The sequence below is a fragment of the Mesorhizobium sp. W016 genome, assembly GCF_054719485.1.
In genome coordinates this window covers 1,467,857-1,485,569 of record NZ_JBTTIF010000002.1, presented here as the reverse complement: position 1 = coordinate 1,485,569, position 17,713 = coordinate 1,467,857, and the positions used below count along the sequence as shown (strand labels likewise).

Annotated in this window: 18 protein-coding genes; 10 read left to right on the top strand and 8 right to left on the bottom strand. The window is 63.4% G+C overall.

Going from position 1 to position 17,713, the window contains the following annotated elements; all coding sequences use genetic code 11:
• Positions 1 to 25 precede the first annotated feature (25 nt).
• The gene (locus ACYG9V_RS07660; protein ID WP_156033682.1) at positions 26 to 496 is read left to right on the top strand and encodes a hypothetical protein; all 471 of its coding nucleotides are present in this window, start codon (positions 26 to 28) and stop codon (positions 494 to 496) included.
• A 10-nt stretch (positions 497 to 506) separates the two neighbouring features.
• On the opposite strand, the gene ilvD is transcribed toward ACYG9V_RS07660, so the two are convergent.
• Positions 507 to 2,351: a dihydroxy-acid dehydratase gene (gene ilvD / locus ACYG9V_RS07655; protein WP_352764007.1), complete on the bottom strand. Its 1,845-nt coding sequence runs from the start codon at positions 2,349 to 2,351 to the stop codon at positions 507 to 509.
• Positions 2,352 to 2,621: 270 nt separating this feature from the next.
• Between ilvD and ACYG9V_RS07650 the strand changes: the two genes are divergently transcribed.
• Positions 2,622 to 3,092: a VOC family protein gene (locus ACYG9V_RS07650; protein WP_023685112.1), complete on the top strand. Its 471-nt coding sequence runs from the start codon at positions 2,622 to 2,624 to the stop codon at positions 3,090 to 3,092.
• 177 nt (positions 3,093 to 3,269) lie between these two features.
• Here ACYG9V_RS07650 and ACYG9V_RS07645 read toward each other — a convergent pair whose 3' ends face one another.
• A complete protein-coding gene (locus ACYG9V_RS07645; RefSeq protein ID WP_023685113.1) occupies positions 3,270 to 4,862 on the bottom strand; it encodes a peptide chain release factor 3 in 1,593 nt (530 codons plus the stop codon).
• Positions 4,863 to 5,000: 138 nt separating this feature from the next.
• Between ACYG9V_RS07645 and ACYG9V_RS07640 the strand changes: the two genes are divergently transcribed.
• On the top strand, positions 5,001 to 6,074 hold the full coding sequence (locus ACYG9V_RS07640) for an NAD(P)/FAD-dependent oxidoreductase (RefSeq protein WP_023672884.1): 1,074 nt from the start codon (positions 5,001 to 5,003) through the stop codon (positions 6,072 to 6,074).
• Here the strand turns inward: ACYG9V_RS07640 and ACYG9V_RS07635 are convergent.
• From ACYG9V_RS07635 to ACYG9V_RS07625, 3 genes are all read right to left on the bottom strand, one after another.
• The gene (locus ACYG9V_RS07635) at positions 6,068 to 7,441 is read right to left on the bottom strand and encodes an amidase (RefSeq protein WP_352764005.1); all 1,374 of its coding nucleotides are present in this window, start codon (positions 7,439 to 7,441) and stop codon (positions 6,068 to 6,070) included. The two genes, ACYG9V_RS07640 and ACYG9V_RS07635, sit on opposite strands and share 7 nt — an antisense overlap.
• A gap of 301 nt (positions 7,442 to 7,742) precedes the next feature.
• Positions 7,743 to 8,537, bottom strand: coding sequence for a class II glutamine amidotransferase (locus ACYG9V_RS07630; protein ID WP_023685116.1), 795 nt, complete (start codon positions 8,535 to 8,537; stop codon positions 7,743 to 7,745).
• Between the two features lie 15 nt (positions 8,538 to 8,552).
• The gene (locus ACYG9V_RS07625; protein ID WP_023685117.1) at positions 8,553 to 8,807 is read right to left on the bottom strand and encodes a DUF6356 family protein; all 255 of its coding nucleotides are present in this window, start codon (positions 8,805 to 8,807) and stop codon (positions 8,553 to 8,555) included.
• 113 nt (positions 8,808 to 8,920) lie between these two features.
• Here ACYG9V_RS07625 and ACYG9V_RS07620 point away from each other — a divergent pair, with 113 nt between their 5' ends.
• The 6 genes from ACYG9V_RS07620 to ACYG9V_RS07595 all read left to right on the top strand — a co-directional run bounded on the left by ACYG9V_RS07620 (position 8,921) and on the right by ACYG9V_RS07595 (position 13,510).
• A complete protein-coding gene (locus ACYG9V_RS07620; protein ID WP_023672880.1) occupies positions 8,921 to 9,391 on the top strand; it encodes an Lrp/AsnC family transcriptional regulator in 471 nt (156 codons plus the stop codon).
• Positions 9,392 to 9,476: 85 nt separating this feature from the next.
• Positions 9,477 to 9,962 carry a dUTP diphosphatase gene (gene dut / locus ACYG9V_RS07615; RefSeq protein ID WP_023672879.1) on the top strand — a complete coding sequence of 162 codons (486 nt, stop codon included), beginning with the start codon at positions 9,477 to 9,479 and terminating at the stop codon, positions 9,960 to 9,962.
• A 1-nt stretch (position 9,963) separates the two neighbouring features.
• A complete protein-coding gene (locus ACYG9V_RS07610) occupies positions 9,964 to 10,623 on the top strand; it encodes an HAD family hydrolase (protein ID WP_352764003.1) in 660 nt (219 codons plus the stop codon).
• 176 nt (positions 10,624 to 10,799) lie between these two features.
• A complete protein-coding gene (locus tag ACYG9V_RS07605; protein ID WP_352764001.1) occupies positions 10,800 to 11,618 on the top strand; it encodes a hypothetical protein in 819 nt (272 codons plus the stop codon).
• Positions 11,619 to 11,694: 76 nt separating this feature from the next.
• Positions 11,695 to 12,498, top strand: a complete 804-nt coding sequence (locus ACYG9V_RS07600) for an isocitrate lyase/PEP mutase family protein (protein WP_023732504.1) — start codon at positions 11,695 to 11,697, stop codon at positions 12,496 to 12,498.
• A gap of 13 nt (positions 12,499 to 12,511) precedes the next feature.
• Positions 12,512 to 13,510, top strand: a complete 999-nt coding sequence (locus tag ACYG9V_RS07595; RefSeq protein ID WP_352763999.1) for a proline racemase family protein — start codon at positions 12,512 to 12,514, stop codon at positions 13,508 to 13,510.
• A 5-nt stretch (positions 13,511 to 13,515) separates the two neighbouring features.
• Here ACYG9V_RS07595 and ACYG9V_RS07590 read toward each other — a convergent pair whose 3' ends face one another.
• Positions 13,516 to 14,217, bottom strand: a complete 702-nt coding sequence (locus tag ACYG9V_RS07590; RefSeq protein WP_023672874.1) for a sulfate transporter family protein — start codon at positions 14,215 to 14,217, stop codon at positions 13,516 to 13,518.
• Between the two features lie 198 nt (positions 14,218 to 14,415).
• Positions 14,416 to 15,318 carry a DMT family transporter gene (locus ACYG9V_RS07585; RefSeq protein ID WP_352763998.1) on the bottom strand — a complete coding sequence of 301 codons (903 nt, stop codon included), beginning with the start codon at positions 15,316 to 15,318 and terminating at the stop codon, positions 14,416 to 14,418.
• Between the two features lie 216 nt (positions 15,319 to 15,534).
• Here ACYG9V_RS07585 and ACYG9V_RS07580 point away from each other — a divergent pair, with 216 nt between their 5' ends.
• On the top strand, positions 15,535 to 16,527 hold the full coding sequence (locus ACYG9V_RS07580) for an adenosine kinase (RefSeq protein ID WP_023692653.1): 993 nt from the start codon (positions 15,535 to 15,537) through the stop codon (positions 16,525 to 16,527).
• Positions 16,528 to 16,598: 71 nt separating this feature from the next.
• Here ACYG9V_RS07580 and ACYG9V_RS07575 read toward each other — a convergent pair whose 3' ends face one another.
• The gene (locus ACYG9V_RS07575) at positions 16,599 to 17,672 is read right to left on the bottom strand and encodes a sensor domain-containing diguanylate cyclase (protein ID WP_023729598.1); all 1,074 of its coding nucleotides are present in this window, start codon (positions 17,670 to 17,672) and stop codon (positions 16,599 to 16,601) included.
• Between the last annotated feature and the right edge of the window lie 41 nt (positions 17,673 to 17,713).

The window sequence follows — 17,713 nt, the reverse complement described above, 5'->3', positions numbered from 1 at the left end:
CATGTCCTTTCTACGATCCGTCTTGTTGGGCACCTTTGCCGCGCAATCTCCTGCCATGGCTCTCGACTACGACAAGGCGCATCACCTCGACGCGGAGAACCTCGCCGAACAAGGAATCGCAAAGACCTACCAAGAAGTTTTGCCCGAGCTTCGGCAATATGTGAAAGACCCAATCGCAATCGAGGAAAGCGTAGACATGTACGCTTCACGATATGCCGTGCGCTCGGCTGGCCAGGAGTTCGTGATATATGCCCCGGATAGTGTGGGCAGCGAAGACAAAAGCTGGGGCACGGCCACTTATGTCTTCTTCAAAATCATCAATGACCAACTCACCCATTCGGGCGTGCGATACTACGCGCTCAACGGTGGAAACGACCTGTTCGGCATCTTCTTGACACCATCACAGGCGGAAGACGCAAAGCGATCGCTGCCAACCCGCACGGATTGGCCCTATCTTCCCGATCCGAAATCGCCTTGGTACGGCCAGTACCACTAGCCGGGCTGGATCACTCCGGCACGTGCCGCACCGCGCCCTTGTCGGCGCTGGTGGCGAAGGCGGCGTAAGCGCGCAGCGCGGTCGTCACCTTGCGCTTGCGCTTTTCCTCGGGCTTCCAGGCCATGGCGCCCTTTGCCTCCATGGCCGCGCGGCGCGCGTCGAGTTCAGCGTCGCTGACAGCAAGCCGGATCGTGCGGTTGGGGATGTCGATCTCGATCGTATCGCCTTCCTGCACCAGTCCGATCGTGCCGCCTTCCGCTGCTTCGGGCGAGGCATGGCCGATCGACAGGCCTGATGTGCCGCCGGAGAAGCGGCCGTCGGTGACCAGCGCGCAGGCTTTGCCGAGGCCTTTCGACTTCAGATAGCTGGTGGGGTAGAGCATTTCCTGCATGCCGGGGCCGCCACGCGGCCCTTCATAGCGGATGACGACGACATCGCCGGCCTTGATTTCGTTGGACAGGATCGCCTTCACCGAAGCGTCCTGGCTTTCGAACACGCGGGCCGGGCCGGTGAACTTCAGGATCGACTCGTCGACCCCGGCCGTCTTCACGATGCAGCCGTCGAGCGCCAGATTGCCTTTCAGCACGGCAAGGCCGCCGTCTTTCGAGAACGGCGTCTCGGCTGAGCGGATGACGCCCTTCTCGCGGTCGAGGTCGAGCTCGTCCCAGCGGCGGTCCTGGCTGAAGGCGACCTGTGTCGGCACGCCACCCGGAGCGGCGAGGAAGAAATCGCGGACGCTTTGGCTGGAGGTGCGGGAAATGTCCCAATGGTCGAGCGCTTCGCCGAGGCTCGCCGTGTGCACCGTGGGCAGGTCGCGGTTGAGCAGCCCGGCATTGTCGAGCTGGCCGAGGATCGCCATGATGCCGCCGGCGCGGTGGACGTCTTCCATATGCACGTCGGACTTGGCCGGTGCGACCTTGCATAGCACCGGAACCCGCCGTGACAGCCGGTCGATGTCTTCCATGGTGAAATCGACTTCGCCCTCGTGGGCGGCGGCCAGGATATGCAGCACCGTATTGGTCGAGCCGCCCATGGCGATATCGAGCGTCATGGCGTTCTCGAAGGCGCCTTTGGAGGCGATGCTGCGCGGCAGTGCCGACTCATCATCCTGCTCGTAGTAGCGCTGGGCGAGATCGACGATGAGATGGCCGGCCTCGACGAACAGCCGCTTGCGGTCGGCGTGGGTTGCGAGGGTCGAGCCATTGCCGGGTAGCGACAGGCCGAGCGCCTCGGTCAGGCAATTCATCGAATTGGCGGTGAACATGCCGGAGCACGAGCCGCAGGTCGGGCAGGCCGAGCGTTCGATGACCTTGACGTCCTCGTCGGAGATCTTGTCGTCGGCGGCGGCAACCATGGCGTCGACCAGGTCGAGCGCTTGTGTCTTGCCGGCGAGCACCACCTTGCCGGCTTCCATCGGCCCCCCGGAGACGAAGACGCTTGGGATATTGAGGCGCAAGGAGGCCATCAGCATGCCGGGCGTGATCTTGTCGCAATTGGAGATGCAGACCATGGCATCGGCGCAATGCGCGTTGACCATATATTCGACCGAGTCCGCGATCAGCTCGCGCGACGGCAGCGAATAGAGCATGCCGTCATGGCCCATGGCGATGCCGTCATCGACGGCGATGGTGTTGAATTCCTTGGCGACACCGCCGGCCTTCTCGATCTCGCGCGCCACCAGCTGGCCAAGGTCCTTGAGATGGACATGACCCGGCACGAACTGGGTGAAGGAATTGACCACCGCGATGATCGGCTTGCCGAAATCCGAGTCCTTCATGCCGGTGGCGCGCCACAGGCCGCGGGCGCCGGCCATGTTGCGGCCGTGGGTGGTAGTGCGGGAGCGATAGGCAGGCATGAATGTTCCTTGGCTGGTTGGCTGCGCTCAACGCGGAGCGTGGCGGCGCTTAATTTGGACCGCGGGGTTTATAGACCGGCAAGTATGGTCTGGCCACATTTTTGCAATGCGCCAGAGTCTCGCTGAAATCAGGGTTTCGAAAAAGATTGCCGGCCAGTGTCGGATCGCTAGCCCGGCATCCGTCCTTGGGACGACGGCAAGGGAATGGCACCATTTCTATAAGTCAGCCGCTTCACCTGTAACCGCAACCAAACACCCGAGGAGCATGACATGCAAAAGATCACCACCTGCCTGTGGTTCGATGGCCAGGCCGAAGAGGCGATGAATTTCTACGTTTCCATCTTTAAGAACTCGAAGGTACTGAGCGTGCTGCGTTGGCCCGAAGGCCATACCGATGCCGGCAAGGCGCTGGTAACCACGTTCGAACTCGACGGCGTGCAGTTCCAGGCGCTGAACGGCGGACCGCAATTCAAGTTCAACGAGGCGATGTCACAGTCGATCGACTGCAAGACGCAGGAAGAGGTCGACTATTTCTGGGACAAGCTCATCGAAGGCGGCGGCGAACCGTCGCAATGCAGCTGGCTGAAGGACAAGTTCGGCGTCTCCTGGCAAGTCGTGCCGGAGCAACTGCCGCGCCTGCTTCTGGATCCGGACCGGGCCAAGGCCGGGCGGGTGATGTCGGCGATGATGCAGATGAGCAAGATCGATATTGCCAAGATCGAGGAAGCTGCGAAGGGGTGAGAAGCGGCCGCGTAGCGGACGAAAAGCCAATTGCTTTGCTTTTCGAGCTTCGAACGCCCTGAGCCACGCGAACGGCCGGCGCGCGTTGGAGCCAATTGACCCTTCAAGGTCGGCGCTGCCCCTCATCCGCCCTCGGGCACCTTCTCCGCGTAAGCGGGCAGAAGGAAAAGGGGCGCCTTACGCCGCCTTGTCGCGGACCTGGTAGTCCTTGATGGTGGCGAAGCGGATCGCCCTCCAGCGTTCGGCTTCGTAGTTCAGCGAGAAGGCGTTCTGGGCCAGAAACACCGGGTCGTTGTCGAGATCGCGGGCGATGTCGCCGCGATGCGCCTCAATGAAGCGAAGCGTTTCGGCCTTGTCGTCGGCAGAGATCCAGCGGCAGACCGAGAAGCGCGACATTTCGAATTCGACCGGCAGCGTGTATTCGAAATTCAGCCTTTCCTTCAAGACGTCGAGCTGCAGCGCGCCGACAACGCCGACGATGGCCGGCGAGCCGTCTTCCGGCGAAAACAGCTGCACGACGCCTTCCTCGGCCATCTGGTGCAGCGCTTCCTTGAGTTTTTTCGCCTTCATCGCGTCGCCGAGGCGCACACGGCGCAGGATTTCCGGCGCGAAGTTGGGTACGCCGCGGAACAGTATCTCCTCGCCTTCGGTCAGCGTATCGCCGATACGCAGCGTGCCGTGGTTGGGAATGCCGACGACATCGCCGGCAAACGCTTCGTCGGCGGTGACGCGGGTGCGGGCAAAGAAGAACTGCGGCGCCGACAGGCTCATCGGCTTGCCGGTGCGCACCAGCTTGGCCTTCATGCCGCGCTCGAGCTTGCCCGAACAGACGCGCACGAAGGCGATGCGGTCGCGATGGTTGGGGTCCATATTGGCCTGGATCTTGAACACGAAGGACGTCATCTTCTCCTCCGTCGCCTCGACCTTGCGGGTGTCTGCGTCCTGCGCACGCGGCGGCGGGCCGAAGGCGCCGAGCGCCTCGATCAGGTCGCGCACGCCGTAATTGCGCAGCGCCGAGCCGAAATAGACCGGTGTCAGATGGCCTTCGCGGAAGGCGTCGATGTCGAGCGGGCGGCAAGCTTCGCGCGCGAGCTCCAGCTCCTCGATGAAGGCCTCGCGCTCGTTTTCCGGCAGCAGGCCGGCGACGCGGTTGGAGTCGGGGCCGTTGACCGGCGTGCGGTCTTTCTCGGCATCGCCCCTGCGCACAGCGTTGAGCGCCAGGTGGTAGGTGCCGGCAAAAGTCTTGCCGCGGCCGATCGGCCAGGTGATGGGGGCAGTGTCCAGCGCCAACTTCTGCTCGATCTCGTCGAGAATTTCGAACGGGTCGCGGCTTTCGCGGTCCATCTTGTTGATGAAGGTGATGATCGGGATGTCGCGCAGCCGGCAGACTTCGAACAGTTTCAGCGTGCGCGGCTCGATACCCTTGGCGGCGTCGATGACCATGACGGCGCTATCGACCGCCGACAGGGTGCGGTAGGTGTCGTCGGCAAAATCCTCGTGGCCGGGCGTATCGAGCAGGTTGAAGACATTGTCCTCATATTCGAAGGTCATCACCGAGGTGACGACCGAAATGCCGCGCTCGCGCTCGATCTTCATCCAGTCGGACCGGGTCTGGATGCGATCCTTCTTGGCCTTGACCTCGCCGGCAAGCTGGATGGCGCCGCCGAACAGCAGCAGCTTTTCGGTGAGCGTCGTCTTTCCGGCGTCGGGGTGGGCGATGATCGCGAAAGTGCGGCGGCGCGATACCGCCTGTTCGATGTCTTCAGCCAATTTCTGGAATCCTGTCTGTGGCGCGGGCTTCTAGCAGCGCATTGCTGGCCTGTCGACAGTTTCGGGCCGGCAGGCCGACCACACTTGAGCTTGAATCGTTACGGTGGCATCAGAGGAGCCCATTCTGAGAGGTCCGGTATGAGCAGCGCTAAAGAAGTCATCGTCATTGGCGCCGGCATTATCGGGGCGTCCATCGCCTGGCACCTGACCAAGGCCGGGGCGCGGGTGACTGTGATTTCCGATAGTGGTGCCGGCGGCGTCGCCACGCCAAACTCCTTTGCCTGGATCAACGCCAGCTGGGGCAATCCCGAAATCTATTTCCGGCTGCGCATCCGTGCGATGGCCGAATGGAAGCGGCTGGCAAACGAGCTGCCCGGCCTGCCGCTCGCCTGGTGCGGCGGGCTGTGCTGGGATCTGCCGGCCGACAGGCTCGAAGCCTACGCGGCTGAGCACGCTTGCTGGGGTTACGGCATCGAACGCGTCGACGCCGGGCGGGCAGCGCAAATCGAGCCCAATCTCGTCGAGCCGCCGGAATTCGCTGTCTATGTCGCGGAGGAAGGCGTGGCCGAACCGGTCGCAGCGGCCAAGGCGCTGCTGGCCCACGCAGAACGGCAAGGTGCGCGCGTTCTCTCCAGTTCTGTAACCGCACTTGTCCAGACCGATGGCAGGATTGCCGGTGTCGATACATCGCATGGGCTGATGCCAGCCGAAGAGGTGGTGATCGCAGCCGGTGTCGGGGCGCCCGATATTGCCGCTACCGCCGGCATCAAGCTGCCAATCGAGACGCCGCCCGGTCTGATCGTCCACTCGCAGCCCTACAAGAAGCTCCTCAACGGGCTGGTGCATGCCGAAAAGCTGCATATGCGCCAGACGGCGGAGGGCCGCATCATCGCCGGCTCGGATTTCGCGGGGAGCGATCCCGGTGAGAATCCCGACGCCACGGCGCGCGAGCTGTTTGCAGCAATGAAGGCGGCTTTGCGCGGCGCCGACGAACTGGAATTCGATTTCCACACGGTTGGCTACCGGCCGACGCCGATCGACGGCTTTCCGATCATCGGCCGCGCCGAGGGCACGGAAGGTCTCTATGTCGCCGTCATGCATTCCGGCATAACGCTGGCGCCCGCGGTCGGGCTGTTCGCCACGCGCGAAATTCTCGACGGCGAGCGTGATCCGCTGCTGACGCCTTATGGGTTGGGTCGGTTTGCTCAGTAGCCCGGCGGACGCTTGAAGCCGCCGGTCAGCGCTTCGATCGCCTTGGCGATGCCGAGCAGCCGCGATTCCGACCAGCGCTTGCCGACCAGTTGCAGGCCGATAGGCAGGCCGTCGCGGTCTTGCCCGCAGGGCAGCGAGAGTGCCGGATGGCCGGAATAATTGAAGACCGCGCCATAGGCCGGTAGCATCCAATAGCTTTGCTCCTTGCCGTCGACTTCGATCGGCGTGCCGGGCTCACAATGCGCGAAGGCCGTGGTCATGGCGACCGGGCACAGCAAGGCATCGCAGGTTTCGAAGAACCTGTCCCAGGCCAGGATCGAGCGGTCGCGGCGAGCGAGCGCCTCGAACCAATTGGTGATCGGCGTTGGCTGCTCCGGCGGTTCGGGCTGCGCTGCCTCCAGCATCATGCCGATCAGATCGCCGCCCTGCTCCAGATCGTCATGCAGATCGATCTCAGGCAAGTTCGCTTCTTCCACAATCACCCCTGCTGATTGCAACCGCTTGGCCAGGCTTTCGACCGCGGCAGCGATTTTACCAGCCACCGGAAAGCCGGGGAAGGACGGCGTGACGGCGATGCGCAATGTCTTGAGGTCGAGCCTGGGCATGCCCTCTACGGGCACCGGCGCGAGGTCGGTGTCTGCTCCGTCCGGGCCGGCGATGATTTTGTAGATCAGCGCAAGATCCTCCACGCTGCGCGCCAGCGGGCCGAGGCAGGACATCAGCCGCACGCTACGCGCCGCGCCGTTCGGATCGGGGAAGGCGCCGGCCAGGGACACGCGGTGCTCGGTCGGTTTCAACCCGTAGACGCCGCAAAAAGCCGACGGCAGGCGGATCGAATCCTGCATGTCGGTGCCGACATCGAACGGCGTCACGCCGGTCGCCACCGCTGCCGCTGCGCCACCGCTGGACCCGCCTGACGTGCGCGATCGGTTCCACGGATTGCTGGTGCGACCGAACAGCGGATTGTCCGATTGCCAGTCGCCCAGCATCGTCGCGACATTGGTCTTTCCAATCAGGATGCCGCCTGCGGCTTTCAATCGGGCGACGACCGGGCTGTCTGCCTTTGCCACATAGTCGGCGAATGGTGCGAAACCAACCGTGGTCTTCATATCAGCGGTTTGGTGCATGTCCTTCAACGTGAAAGGCACGCCATGCAGCGGTCCGAGCGCATCGCCGCGCGCCTGCACCGCGTCGGCTTGTTTCGCGCGCTCGCGGGCGCCTTCCCGATCGAGATTGACGACCGCGTTGACCGCCTCGCTGTGTCGGTCGATTTGGGTCAGATGGGCGTCCAGAGCTTCGACGGCGGAGATCTTTCGCGCCGCGATTGCGGCGGCGAGATCGATGGTCGAGGAAAAGGCGAGGTCCATGATTGCTCCGGCTGCTGCCAAACGTATCGCGGTTTAAAACCAAGTTCAGCATTCGGAGATCATCGGCGCTTGATCAAAATTGCGCTTGCCGGTCGGTTGAGGTTGGCGCTCTACGGCGCCCCCCTCTGTCCTGCCGGACATCTCCCCCACTTTGGGGGAAGATTGGCAGCTTTGGCTTCGGCGCCCCTTTTCCTGCGTTGAAAATTGGCGAAGGCCGCCGTGACCTCCAATCTCCCCCCTCGTGGGGGAGATGTCCGGCAGGACAGAGGGGGGCGCGAAGGAATGCGGCTTAGACTAGGGCCTAGACGACCAGTGCCAGCCTTGCCACAGCCGGCACGAACGGCCGAATGCTCATCCCATCGCCAGTGATCGTGACAAAACTCGCCGGCGGGATCGCCTGCCAGTCGCCGCCTTCGCGGTCGAAGGGTTCGGACACGATGCAACGACCGCCGTTGCGGAGCGACGTGTACAGGGTCGGTGCGTGGGCATCGCTTGCGTAGCGCACGGCATAGAGCGCGCGCCCATCCGAAAGGGCCGCAGTGAGTTTCAAGGCCGGTTCGAGACCGGCGTGGCGTGACGCCTCCAGAACCCGAGCGGTGGCGCGCGATACTGCCCCTTGCGGGTCGCCAGCAAGACCCTCGTCGATCATCAGCAGGAAAAACAATTCGGAATCGGTGGTGCCCTCGCGCTGGTCGAAGACGGCGTCAGAGAGCGAGTTCTCCAGCGCGCGGCGGATCTTTTCGAAGCCGCCGATCTGGCCGTTGTGCATGAACGACCAGTTGCCGGAGATGAAGGGATGGCAGTTCATGCGGCTGGTGGCGCCGCCGGTCGACGCCCTGACATGGGCGAGGAACAGGCCGGATTTGATCTGCCGGCATAGGCTTTTCAGATTGGGATCCGACCAGGCCGGCAGGATGTCGCGGTAGAGGCCGGGCTCGGGCCGGTCGCCATACCAGGCAAGGCCGAAACCGTCGCCATTGGTCGGCGACTTGGCTTCCTGGGCGCAATGGCTCTGGGCGATCAGCGAGTGGCAAGGTGCGGTGACGACGTCTTCGAGGAAGACCGCTTCACCCAGATAGGCCGCCCATCGGCACATGGCTTCTAACCAATCCTAGGCGCGATCCAAGAGAGCCTGGGGCTCCTTGACCGCGTGCGAGCCTCTGTTGTGCGTCCGCTCGTAGAGTTCGCGAACGATTCGGCTTGCCGTAGTTTCGAAGAGAAACGGCAAGAAAGCGTGAACGAGTGCCGCACCAGCGGCCATCAGGAGGCGCGAGCAGAACCAGGCGGCAAAGGCCATATGGCTGAAATAGGTCTCGCCCACCTTGGCCGGGTGAGAGGTGAACAGCTTCGAAAACAGCGTCGTCATGGTGATCCCTCCTGCCGGGATAAGCCCCGATGTGGGTATCCTGCCACGGGGTAAAGGTTCATCGGTCTCAATTTGTCCTTGTCTAACGCCGTGGTTCGGGACATTCATCCCACATGGCGCTTGAATTTGATGAAATCGACCGAAGATTGCTGGCCGAACTGCAACGCGACGGCACACTATCGGTCGATCAGCTCTCCGAAAAAGTGTCGCTGTCGCGCAACGCCTGCTGGCGCCGGGTCAAGCGGCTGGAAGAGGACGGCGTCATCACCGGACGGGTGGCGCTGGTCGATGCCGACAAGCTCGGGCTCGGACTTTCGGTGTTCATCCTGATCCGCACCTCCAATCATGACCCGGACTGGCTGCAGAAGTTCCGTGCGGCGGTGACCGGTTTTCCCGAGATCACCGGGGTCTATCGCATGTCCGGCGATCTCGACTACGTGCTGCGCGCCCGCGTCGCTGACATGAAGGCCTATGACCGGCTCTATCAGCGGCTGATCGCCAAGGTGGCGCTGTCGGACGTTTCGGCCTCCTTCGTCATGGAGGAGATCAAGGAGACGACCGTCGTTCCGATGGAATTGCGCTAGGTCACACTGACGCCTGAAAGAAAGCCGTTGATAGGCCTGCGGACGAGTTGACCGAATCGCCGTTCGCGCCGATAGGATCGATTTTATGCGCGCAGCCTTCCAAAATTCCTCCGTCATTGGTCCCACTGTCGGCTTCGTCAGGTTGCCGCATGGAGATGGACTTCCCCTTCCCGCCTATGAAAGCACCGGCGCCGCCGGCATGGATCTGCGCGCCGCGGTGCCGGAAGACCGGCCGCTGCTGATCCTGCCTGGCAAGCGCGCCTTGGTGCCGACCGGTCTGATCCTGGAAATTCCCGAAGGAATGGAAGGCCAGGTGCGGCCGCGCTCCGGCCTTGCCTTCAAGCATGGGCTGACCGTCCTCAATTCACCGGGCACGGTCGACAGCGACTATCGCGGCGAGGTCAAGGTGCTGCTGATCAACCTTGGCGACGAGGATTTCGCGGTGACGCGCGGCATGCGCATTGCCCAGATCGTCTTTGCCGCGGTGACGCAGGTGACGGTTGAGGAGCGCTCGCTGGCCGGCGCCACGACGCGCGGCGCGGGCGGGTTCGGATCGACCGGCACCGCCTGAAATGAGCATACCGAAACTGGTCATCTTCGACTGCGACGGCATCCTGGTCGACACCGAGAACCTTGCCAACCGGCGGCTTGCCGAGTGGTTTGTTGCCGCCGGTTATCCCACCACATTCGAATATTGCCGCAAATATTTTTCCGGCCGCAGCATGGCTTCGGTGCAGAAGGAAATCGAAGAGACGACCACGGTGCGGCTCGGCGCCGATTTCGTCGATCGCTGGAATGCCGGCCTGCCCGAACTGTTTGCGCATGGCGTCGAGGCGATCCCCTATGTGCGCGACTTCATCGAGGCGGTTCGCGCGGCCGGCATTCCCTATTGCGTCGCCACTTCCGCGCGTATCTCGAAGATGCACATCACGCTCGGCCAGACCGGGCTGCTGCCTTTGTTCGAGCACGCCATGTTCTCTTCGACCATGGTCGGCCGCGGCAAGCCGTTCCCGGACCTGTTCCTGCATGCGGCAAAGACCATGGGCTTTGCGCCCGCCGACTGCATCGTCATCGAGGACAGCGTTGCCGGCACGCAGGCCGGCATTGCCGCCGGCATGCGTGTCTATTCCTATCATGGCGATCCCTATTCCGACCGCGATGGCCTGGCCGGCGCTGGCGGCGTCCTGTTCGACGACATGCGCGAACTTGCCGGGCTGGTGCCGATCCACTGAAGCTGTGTTAGGTTCCGCGCGGCCAGCCTGAGGCACCCATGCCAACGAACCTGCTTCGCTCCATCCTAAAGCGTTTCACCGTTTCATGGAAACGGCGAACCGCTCTATCTTTTTGTTTTGTCGCAATTTCCGGCCGGAAAACCGCACACACTTTTCCTGAAATTGCTCTAGCGCTTGTGCTGCTGCCGTGGCTTTGGACCGCAGCCGGCGCGCAAGCCGTCAGCTTCCCGGAATTCGGCAGCGCCATCCCCGGCCACATGGATGTGACCTATCTGGACCTCGCAAGGATGGTCATTCCCGGCCTGGCAGGTGACAGCAACGGTTTCTACCGGGGTGGATTGCCGATCGAGATGCGCCACATCGAGGGGCCGGATGACGGCGGTTCGCCGCCTGAGACATCGGGCCTCTCCAACGCCGGCGTGCTCACCATCAAGGCCGGGGGCAAGGACCGGCTGGCGATGCTCTACGACCTCGGCGACTCTCCCGACAGCGCCGAAGGCTATGCCGTGCTGGCGCTCTACGACATCACAGACAAGCCGAAGCTGCTCGACGCCGTCAATGTTGCGCTCGACCGCGGCACCTATTTCCGTGAACCGGGCAAGCTTTCCGTTGGGCCGAACGACGACATCGTGATCACCATGAGCGCGCATTTCAATTCAAGCCAAAATTACGCGATCACGCCGCTGATCATGGTGCGCGACGACAAATTCCAACTGATCGACATGATCTTCACCTTCGATGAGAACCTGTGCGCCTACAGCCGCAAGCAGGACGTTGCTTTCCAGACGATCGCTGACGGGCAGCCTTATGCCGCAGTCAAAGTGACGGTGACCGACGCCACGGTGCTCAACGGCGAGAGCTGCGACGGCCAGCCGCCCAAGCCTGAAGCCCACGCAATTTCCGTTACCTATCATTGGGACAAGAAGACGTTGCACTACGTCAGGGATTCCGACGCGCTGGACAGATTGGCAGGAGAGAACGCCAAACGCTTCTGAGCCAACCGCATTCGTTTGCCCGGTGCATTTCTGCACGATAGAATCTGCCGATATTCCGCATCTGAAGGGAGCACTCATGGACAAGGGCAAGATCTTTCGCGACCTGCACGCCTCGACCTTCGTCATGCCCAACCCCTGGGATGTCGGCACGACCAAGCTCCTGGCCTCCTTCGGCTTCAAGGCGCTGGCGACGACCAGCGCCGGTTTTGCCTTCTCGCGCGGCCTGCCCGATGGCGCAGTGACCTTCGAGGCGATGATCCACCATTGCCGCGAGCTGACGGCGGCGACCAGCCTGCCGGTGTCGGCCGATCTCGAGAAAGGCAAGGGCGACAGCGCGACGAGTGCCGCCGAGACGGTTTTTGCGGCCGAAGCGGCAGGTCTCGCCGGCTGCTCGATCGAGGACCATACCGGCGATCCCGACAAGCCCATCTATGAGTTTTCACACGCCGTCGAGCGCGTTGCAGCTGCTGCTGAGGCCGCACGGGCGCTCAAGCATGATTTCGTCTTCACCGCACGGGCCGAGAATTTCCTTTGGGGCAAACCGGATCTCGACGACACGATCAAGCGGCTGCAGGCCTTCGAAAAGGCCGGCGCCGATGTGCTCTATGCGCCCGGCCTCAAAGATGTCGAGACCATCCGGAACATCTGCTCGGCGGTGAGCAGGCCGGTCAATGTCATGGCACTCCCGGCCTTCACCATCGCCGACCTTGCCATGGCCGGGGTCAAGCGCATCTCGCTCGGTCCGTGGCTGACCAATTTCGCCTTCGGCATGCTGGAAACCGCGGCGCGCGAGATCCAGCAGGACGGCACGTTCGGCTTCACCCGGGCCGCCATCCCGTTCGGCAAATTGCAGGCGCTGTTTTCCAAATCCTCAGGCTAGGGGGTCCCGGCGCATGACGCTCACCGTCGTCGACATGCACACCGGCGGCGAGCCGCTCAGGATCGTCACCGGCGGCTATCCAGACATTCCCAAAGGCACGATCCTGGAAAAGCGCGCCTATGTGCGCGACCACCTCGACCATTTGCGCAAGCTGCTGGTCTTCGAGCCGCGTGGTCACTACGACATGTATGGCGCGCTGCTGGTGGAGCCCGACCTGCCCGGCGCCGAGCTGGCCGTGCTGTTCATGCACAACGAGGGCTATTCGACGATGTGCGGCCACGCCATCATTGCGCTTGGCCGCTACGCCGTCGACGAAGGCCTGGCGGCGAAACAGGAGCCAATCACCATGGTCAACATCGAGGCGCCGTGCGGCTTGGTCGTCGCTTCGGTGGAGGTCAAGGACGGCAAAGCGGGATCGGTGTCGTTCGAAAGCGTGCCGGCCTTTCTGTTTGCCCATGACCAACAAATCGAATTGGGGGGATACGGCAAGATTGCGTTCGACATCGCCTATGGCGGCGCCTTCTACGCGCTGGCCGACTGCCATCAATTCGGCCTGGAGTTCGGCCGCAGCCGGGTGCGCGATTTCGTCGACGCGGCAACCGCGCTGACCGAGCGGCTGAAGGCGGCGTTCCCTCTATCGCATCCCGACCATGCCGATCTCGCTTTCCTCTACGGCACCATCCTCACCGATGGACACGATGCGTTCTCCGGCGAGGCAACAAAAAACATCTGCGTCTTTGCCGATGCCGAGGTCGACCGCTCGCCGACCGGCTCCGGCGTCACCGCGCGGCTGGCGGCAATGCATGCCAAGGGTGAGATCAACCCTGGTCAGGAGCGGTCCTTCGAAAGCATCGCCGGCTCGCGCTTTTCCGGAGCGGTGGCGCGCACGACCATGGCCGGCCCGCATGATGCGATCATCGCCCGCGTCGGCGGCCGCGCCTACTATTCGGGCCGGGCGGAATTCACCGTCGAGCCGGATGACGAATTGGGACGCGGTTTTCTTCTGCGTTGATAGGCCTATCGCCCGGCGCTCTCCCGCGCGCCGACCGCCTTGTGCAGATGCACCATCATGGCGGCGGCAAAGAGCGGCGTCAGCAGGTTGAGCAGGGGCACGGCGAGGAAGGCAGCGATGAGCAGCCCGGCCAGAAAGACGGTGCCGGCATATTTCCGGCGCAACGCCCTCGCCTCATCTTCCGGGCGGAAGCGCATGGCGGCGAATTCGAAGAATTCACGTCCGAGCAGATAGCCGTTGACGATGAAGAAGGCGGCGATGTTGACGCCCGGAACCAACAGAAGGAGCAAGGCGACGATGTTGCCCAGGATGACGACGCCGAAGAATTTCACCGACAACACGAGCGAGCGCAGCGCCGGCATGGCGCGTCCGACGGGATCGGCCGGATAGTCGGTGCGCTCGACCACTTCGGCGATGTCGTCGAGAAACAGGCCGGCCACGATTGCCGTCACCGGCGCGATCAGCAGCGCCATCCCGAAGGCAAGCGCGATGGCAGCGATGATGCCGCTCAGCCATCCGGCCCAGGACGGCAGGCCGGGCAGCAAGGAGTGAACCCATGGCAGGGCCAGCCAATCGACAAGCCCGGTCAAGACGAACCACAAGGCGACCAGCGCCAGGACGGTCAAGCCCAGCGTCTTCAGGAAAACCGCGCGGAATTCGGGAGAAAACAGCCGGCTGAAGGCGGCGCGGGCAGCGTTGGAGATCACGGCGTTTCCACCCCCAGGAACAAACGGATATCTCCGACATAGGCGGAGACCCTGTCAGCCGCAAGCCTGCTGGAGCGGGCGCAATTCCGGACGGGAACTAGAGCATGATCCCAAAAAGTGGGTACCGGTTTTTGGAAAAGATCATGCTCCAACAAAGGGTTAGATCATGATGAGATTTCAACCAAATCTCATCATGATCTAGCGCGCCAGCGCCCGGGAGCGGGCGGGGATGGTCATTGCCGCAACGCCGGCGACGACGCAGCCCATGCCCCAGAAAGCTGTCGGCCCAAGGCTTTCACCGAGGAACAGGACGCCGATGCCGACGCCGATCGGCACGCGCAGATAGGCCTGCGACGTCGTGCCGACCGAACCAAGCGTGTGGATGAGGCGGAAAAAGATGCAGAAGGCCAGCGCCGTGGAGAACACCGACAATGCCAACAAGGCCAGTATCGACGCCATTGAAGGCGACAGCGTCCACGGGCGGTCGAAGGCCAGGCTCAAGGGGACGAGGATGACCGCGCCGCACAGCATCGAGCCGGCGGCCGGCAGCATCGGGTCGAGTCCCCTAAAGCTGCGGCCGAAAATGGCGGCGCCGGCATAGCAGACCGTGGCGGCAATGACGGCAAGCTGCGCCCACAATTGATGGCCGAGCCCGCCAAGCGCCTGGGTGCCGACGATCAGGCAAATGCCGGCAATGCCGGCACCGACACCGAACAGCTTGCGTGCGGTCACGGATTCATGGCGGGTGATAAGCGCGGTCAGCAGGAAGGTGAAGATCGGCGAGGTCGCGTTGAGAATGGTGGCCAGACCGGCGTCGATGGAGCGCTCGGCGGCGGCGATCAGCGTGAACGGCACGACGCTGTTGAGGCAGGCCTGGACCATGAACCGCCACAAGGTCGCGCCGTCCTTGGGCATGGAAAGGCCGCGCCAGCGGATCAGCGCGAGCAGGATGGCGCCGGCGATCAGGGTGCGAGCAGCGATGAAGGTTATCGGCGGGATCGTCTCGACACCGATCTTGATGAAGGTATAGGACGCGCCCCACAGGGCGGCCAGCACGCCAAGCAGCGCCAGTTCGGTGGCCATGTCGGTCTTTGCTTGCATGCAGGGTGCTTCCAGCGCTTGATCTGAGGCCAAGCTTGTAGGCGACCCGGCGGTCAGATGCTTCGGCCACGGTCGAACTGTGATGGAGCCTCGTCCCAGGCGCGCGCGCCGGCCTGGGCCGGCAAAGGGTGGAAATCGGTTGCCATTTTTCGGGGTGATGCTGTAGACCCGCCCGGGCGCGGCAGAAAGCCGGCAGGTTCCGAGGCGGAGACATTGATGCCGGATTTTGACGTGCTTTGCATCGGCAATGCCATTGTCGACATCATCGCCCAGTGCGACGACGCTTTTCTCGAGACCAACGGCATCATCAAGGGTGCGATGAACCTCATCGACACCAAGCGCGCCGAGCTGCTCTACAGCCGCATGGGGCCGGCGATCGAGGCCTCGGGCGGCAGCGCCGGCAACACGGCGGCGGGCGTCGCCAGCTTCGGCGGCCGCGCCGCATTCTTCGGCAAGGTATCGAACGACCCGCTCGGCGAGATCTACGCCCATGACATCCATGCCCAGGGCGTCGCCTTCGACACCAGGCCGCTTGAGGGACAGCCGCCGACGGCGCGCTCGATGATATTCGTCACCCCCGATGGCGAGCGTTCGATGAACACCTATCTCGGCGCCTGCGTCGAACTCGGCCCGGAAGACGTCGAGGCCGACAAGGCGTCCGGCGCCAAGGTTACCTATTTCGAGGGCTATCTGTGGGATCCGCCGCGCGCCAAGGAGGCGATCCGGCAGACGGCGAAGCTCGCACACGAGGCTGGGCGCGAAGTGTCGATGACGTTGTCTGATTCGTTCTGCGTCGACCGCTACCGGGACGAGTTCCTCGAGCTGATGCGCTCGGGCACTGTCGACATCGTCTTTGCCAACAGCCACGAGATCAAGTCGCTCTACCAGACAAAATCCTTCGACGAGGCGCTGGCGGCTATCCGCAAAGACTGCAAGATCGCCGCCGTCACCCGCTCCGAAAAAGGCTCGGTGATCGTGCGTGGCGACGAGACCGTCACCATTCAGGCGACGACGATCCGCGAACTGGTCGACACCACCGGCGCCGGCGACCTCTACGCCGCCGGTTTCCTCTACGGCTACACCTCGGGGCGCAGCCTGAAGGATTGCGGCGATCTCGGCTCGCTGGCCGCCGGGCTGGTGATCCAGCAGCTCGGACCGCGGCCACGGCAGAATCTGCGCAGCGCTGCCCAACTGGCGGGGTTGCTGTAGGGCCGTCTTTCGGCGCGCAGCGCCGAGCCAGATGAGGGGTGCCCGCCGGTTCAGGCTGTCCGGCGCTCCGCTCAGGCGGTGCGGCGAAGGTCGTCGGACGTAGGCCCGGGTTCCAAAGCCCCGGCGGTGACCAGCCGGTTGCGGCCGCTCTTTTTGCCGATGTACATCAGTCGGTCGGCGAGCGTTATCAGCGCCTCCGAATCGGACGCTTCCGCCGGGTAGATGGCGACGCCAACGGTGCAACCAACATGGATGGCACCATTCGGCGTCGGCACCTTGATCCGCAGCTTTTCCAAGATACGTTCGGCGACGCCCACGGCCTTCTGTCGGGCCCGGCTAGCCTCTCCTGAAAACAGGAATGCGAACTCGTCTCCACCGAGCCGCGCCACGAAATCAGCGCTGCGCAGGATGGTGCGAAGCTGACCCGCCACCTCCTGCAGCAGCGCGTCGCCGGCCTCGTGGCCGAGCGTGTCGTTGACCTTCTTGAACCTATCGAGGTCGATGAACAGCAGGCCGGCCGCCTGGCCGGTGCTGTCGCAGCGGTCGATCACCGACCTCAGCTCGTTGTGAAAGGCGCGCCGGTTGGGCAGGCCGGTCAATGCATCGTGGTTGGCCGAATGATCGCTCTGCTGCTTGGCCAGCTCGATCTCGCGCTTTTGTACGGAGAGTTCCTCATTGGCGGCCTTGAGTTCGAGCAGCAGCTCGGCGTTGAGATCCTCGACGACCTTGCGGTCGCTGATGTCGACGACGAAACCTTCGAGGAATTCGAGTTCGCCGGCCTCGTCCCAGACGCCGCCGCCGATCTCGCGCACCCAGAGCGGCTCGCCGACCTGTGGCACGATGCGGTAGTCGACGTTCCAGTTGCAGCGCGCCTCGAGCGCGGTATCGACGGCGGCATAGACCGCAGCGAGATCATCCGGGTGGATCGCCGAGACATAGTCGCGCACGGCATTTTGAATGAAGTCGCTCGGCCGATAACCGCTGACGGTTAAAATGCCGTCGCTGATGTAGAGCATGGTGTAGGACGCATCGTTGCGGCAACGGTAGAGATAACCGTCCATGCGGCCGGTGATGCTCAGCAGCGCATCCAGGCGCTCGTCGTGATAGACCCCCTGGCCGACCACAGATGCCGTGTCATGCTTCATGGCCGCACCCCCGTTTTGGCGGTCTGAGCGCGCCGCCAATG

Bases quoted from the DNA above. Each gene is read 5' to 3' on its own strand.
- ilvD (WP_352764007.1), bottom strand. From the start codon at position 2,351: ATGCCTGCCTATCGCTCCCGCACTACCACCCACGGCCGCAACATGGCC.
- ACYG9V_RS07650 (WP_023685112.1), top strand. From the start codon at position 2,622: ATGCAAAAGATCACCACCTGCCTGTGGTTCGATGGCCAGGCCGAAGAG.
- ACYG9V_RS07640 (WP_023672884.1), top strand. From the start codon at position 5,001: ATGAGCAGCGCTAAAGAAGTCATCGTCATTGGCGCCGGCATTATCGGG.
- ACYG9V_RS07635 (WP_352764005.1), bottom strand. From the start codon at position 7,441: ATGGACCTCGCCTTTTCCTCGACCATCGATCTCGCCGCCGCAATCGCG.
- ACYG9V_RS07630 (WP_023685116.1), bottom strand. From the start codon at position 8,537: ATGTGCCGATGGGCGGCCTATCTGGGTGAAGCGGTCTTCCTCGAAGAC.
- ACYG9V_RS07625 (WP_023685117.1), bottom strand. From the start codon at position 8,807: ATGACGACGCTGTTTTCGAAGCTGTTCACCTCTCACCCGGCCAAGGTG.
- ACYG9V_RS07620 (WP_023672880.1), top strand. From the start codon at position 8,921: ATGGCGCTTGAATTTGATGAAATCGACCGAAGATTGCTGGCCGAACTG.
- dut (WP_023672879.1), top strand. From the start codon at position 9,477: ATGCGCGCAGCCTTCCAAAATTCCTCCGTCATTGGTCCCACTGTCGGC.
- ACYG9V_RS07610 (WP_352764003.1), top strand. From the start codon at position 9,964: ATGAGCATACCGAAACTGGTCATCTTCGACTGCGACGGCATCCTGGTC.
- ACYG9V_RS07600 (WP_023732504.1), top strand. From the start codon at position 11,695: ATGGACAAGGGCAAGATCTTTCGCGACCTGCACGCCTCGACCTTCGTC.
- ACYG9V_RS07595 (WP_352763999.1), top strand. From the start codon at position 12,512: ATGACGCTCACCGTCGTCGACATGCACACCGGCGGCGAGCCGCTCAGG.
- ACYG9V_RS07585 (WP_352763998.1), bottom strand. From the start codon at position 15,318: ATGCAAGCAAAGACCGACATGGCCACCGAACTGGCGCTGCTTGGCGTG.
- ACYG9V_RS07580 (WP_023692653.1), top strand. From the start codon at position 15,535: ATGCCGGATTTTGACGTGCTTTGCATCGGCAATGCCATTGTCGACATC.
- ACYG9V_RS07575 (WP_023729598.1), bottom strand. From the start codon at position 17,672: ATGAAGCATGACACGGCATCTGTGGTCGGCCAGGGGGTCTATCACGAC.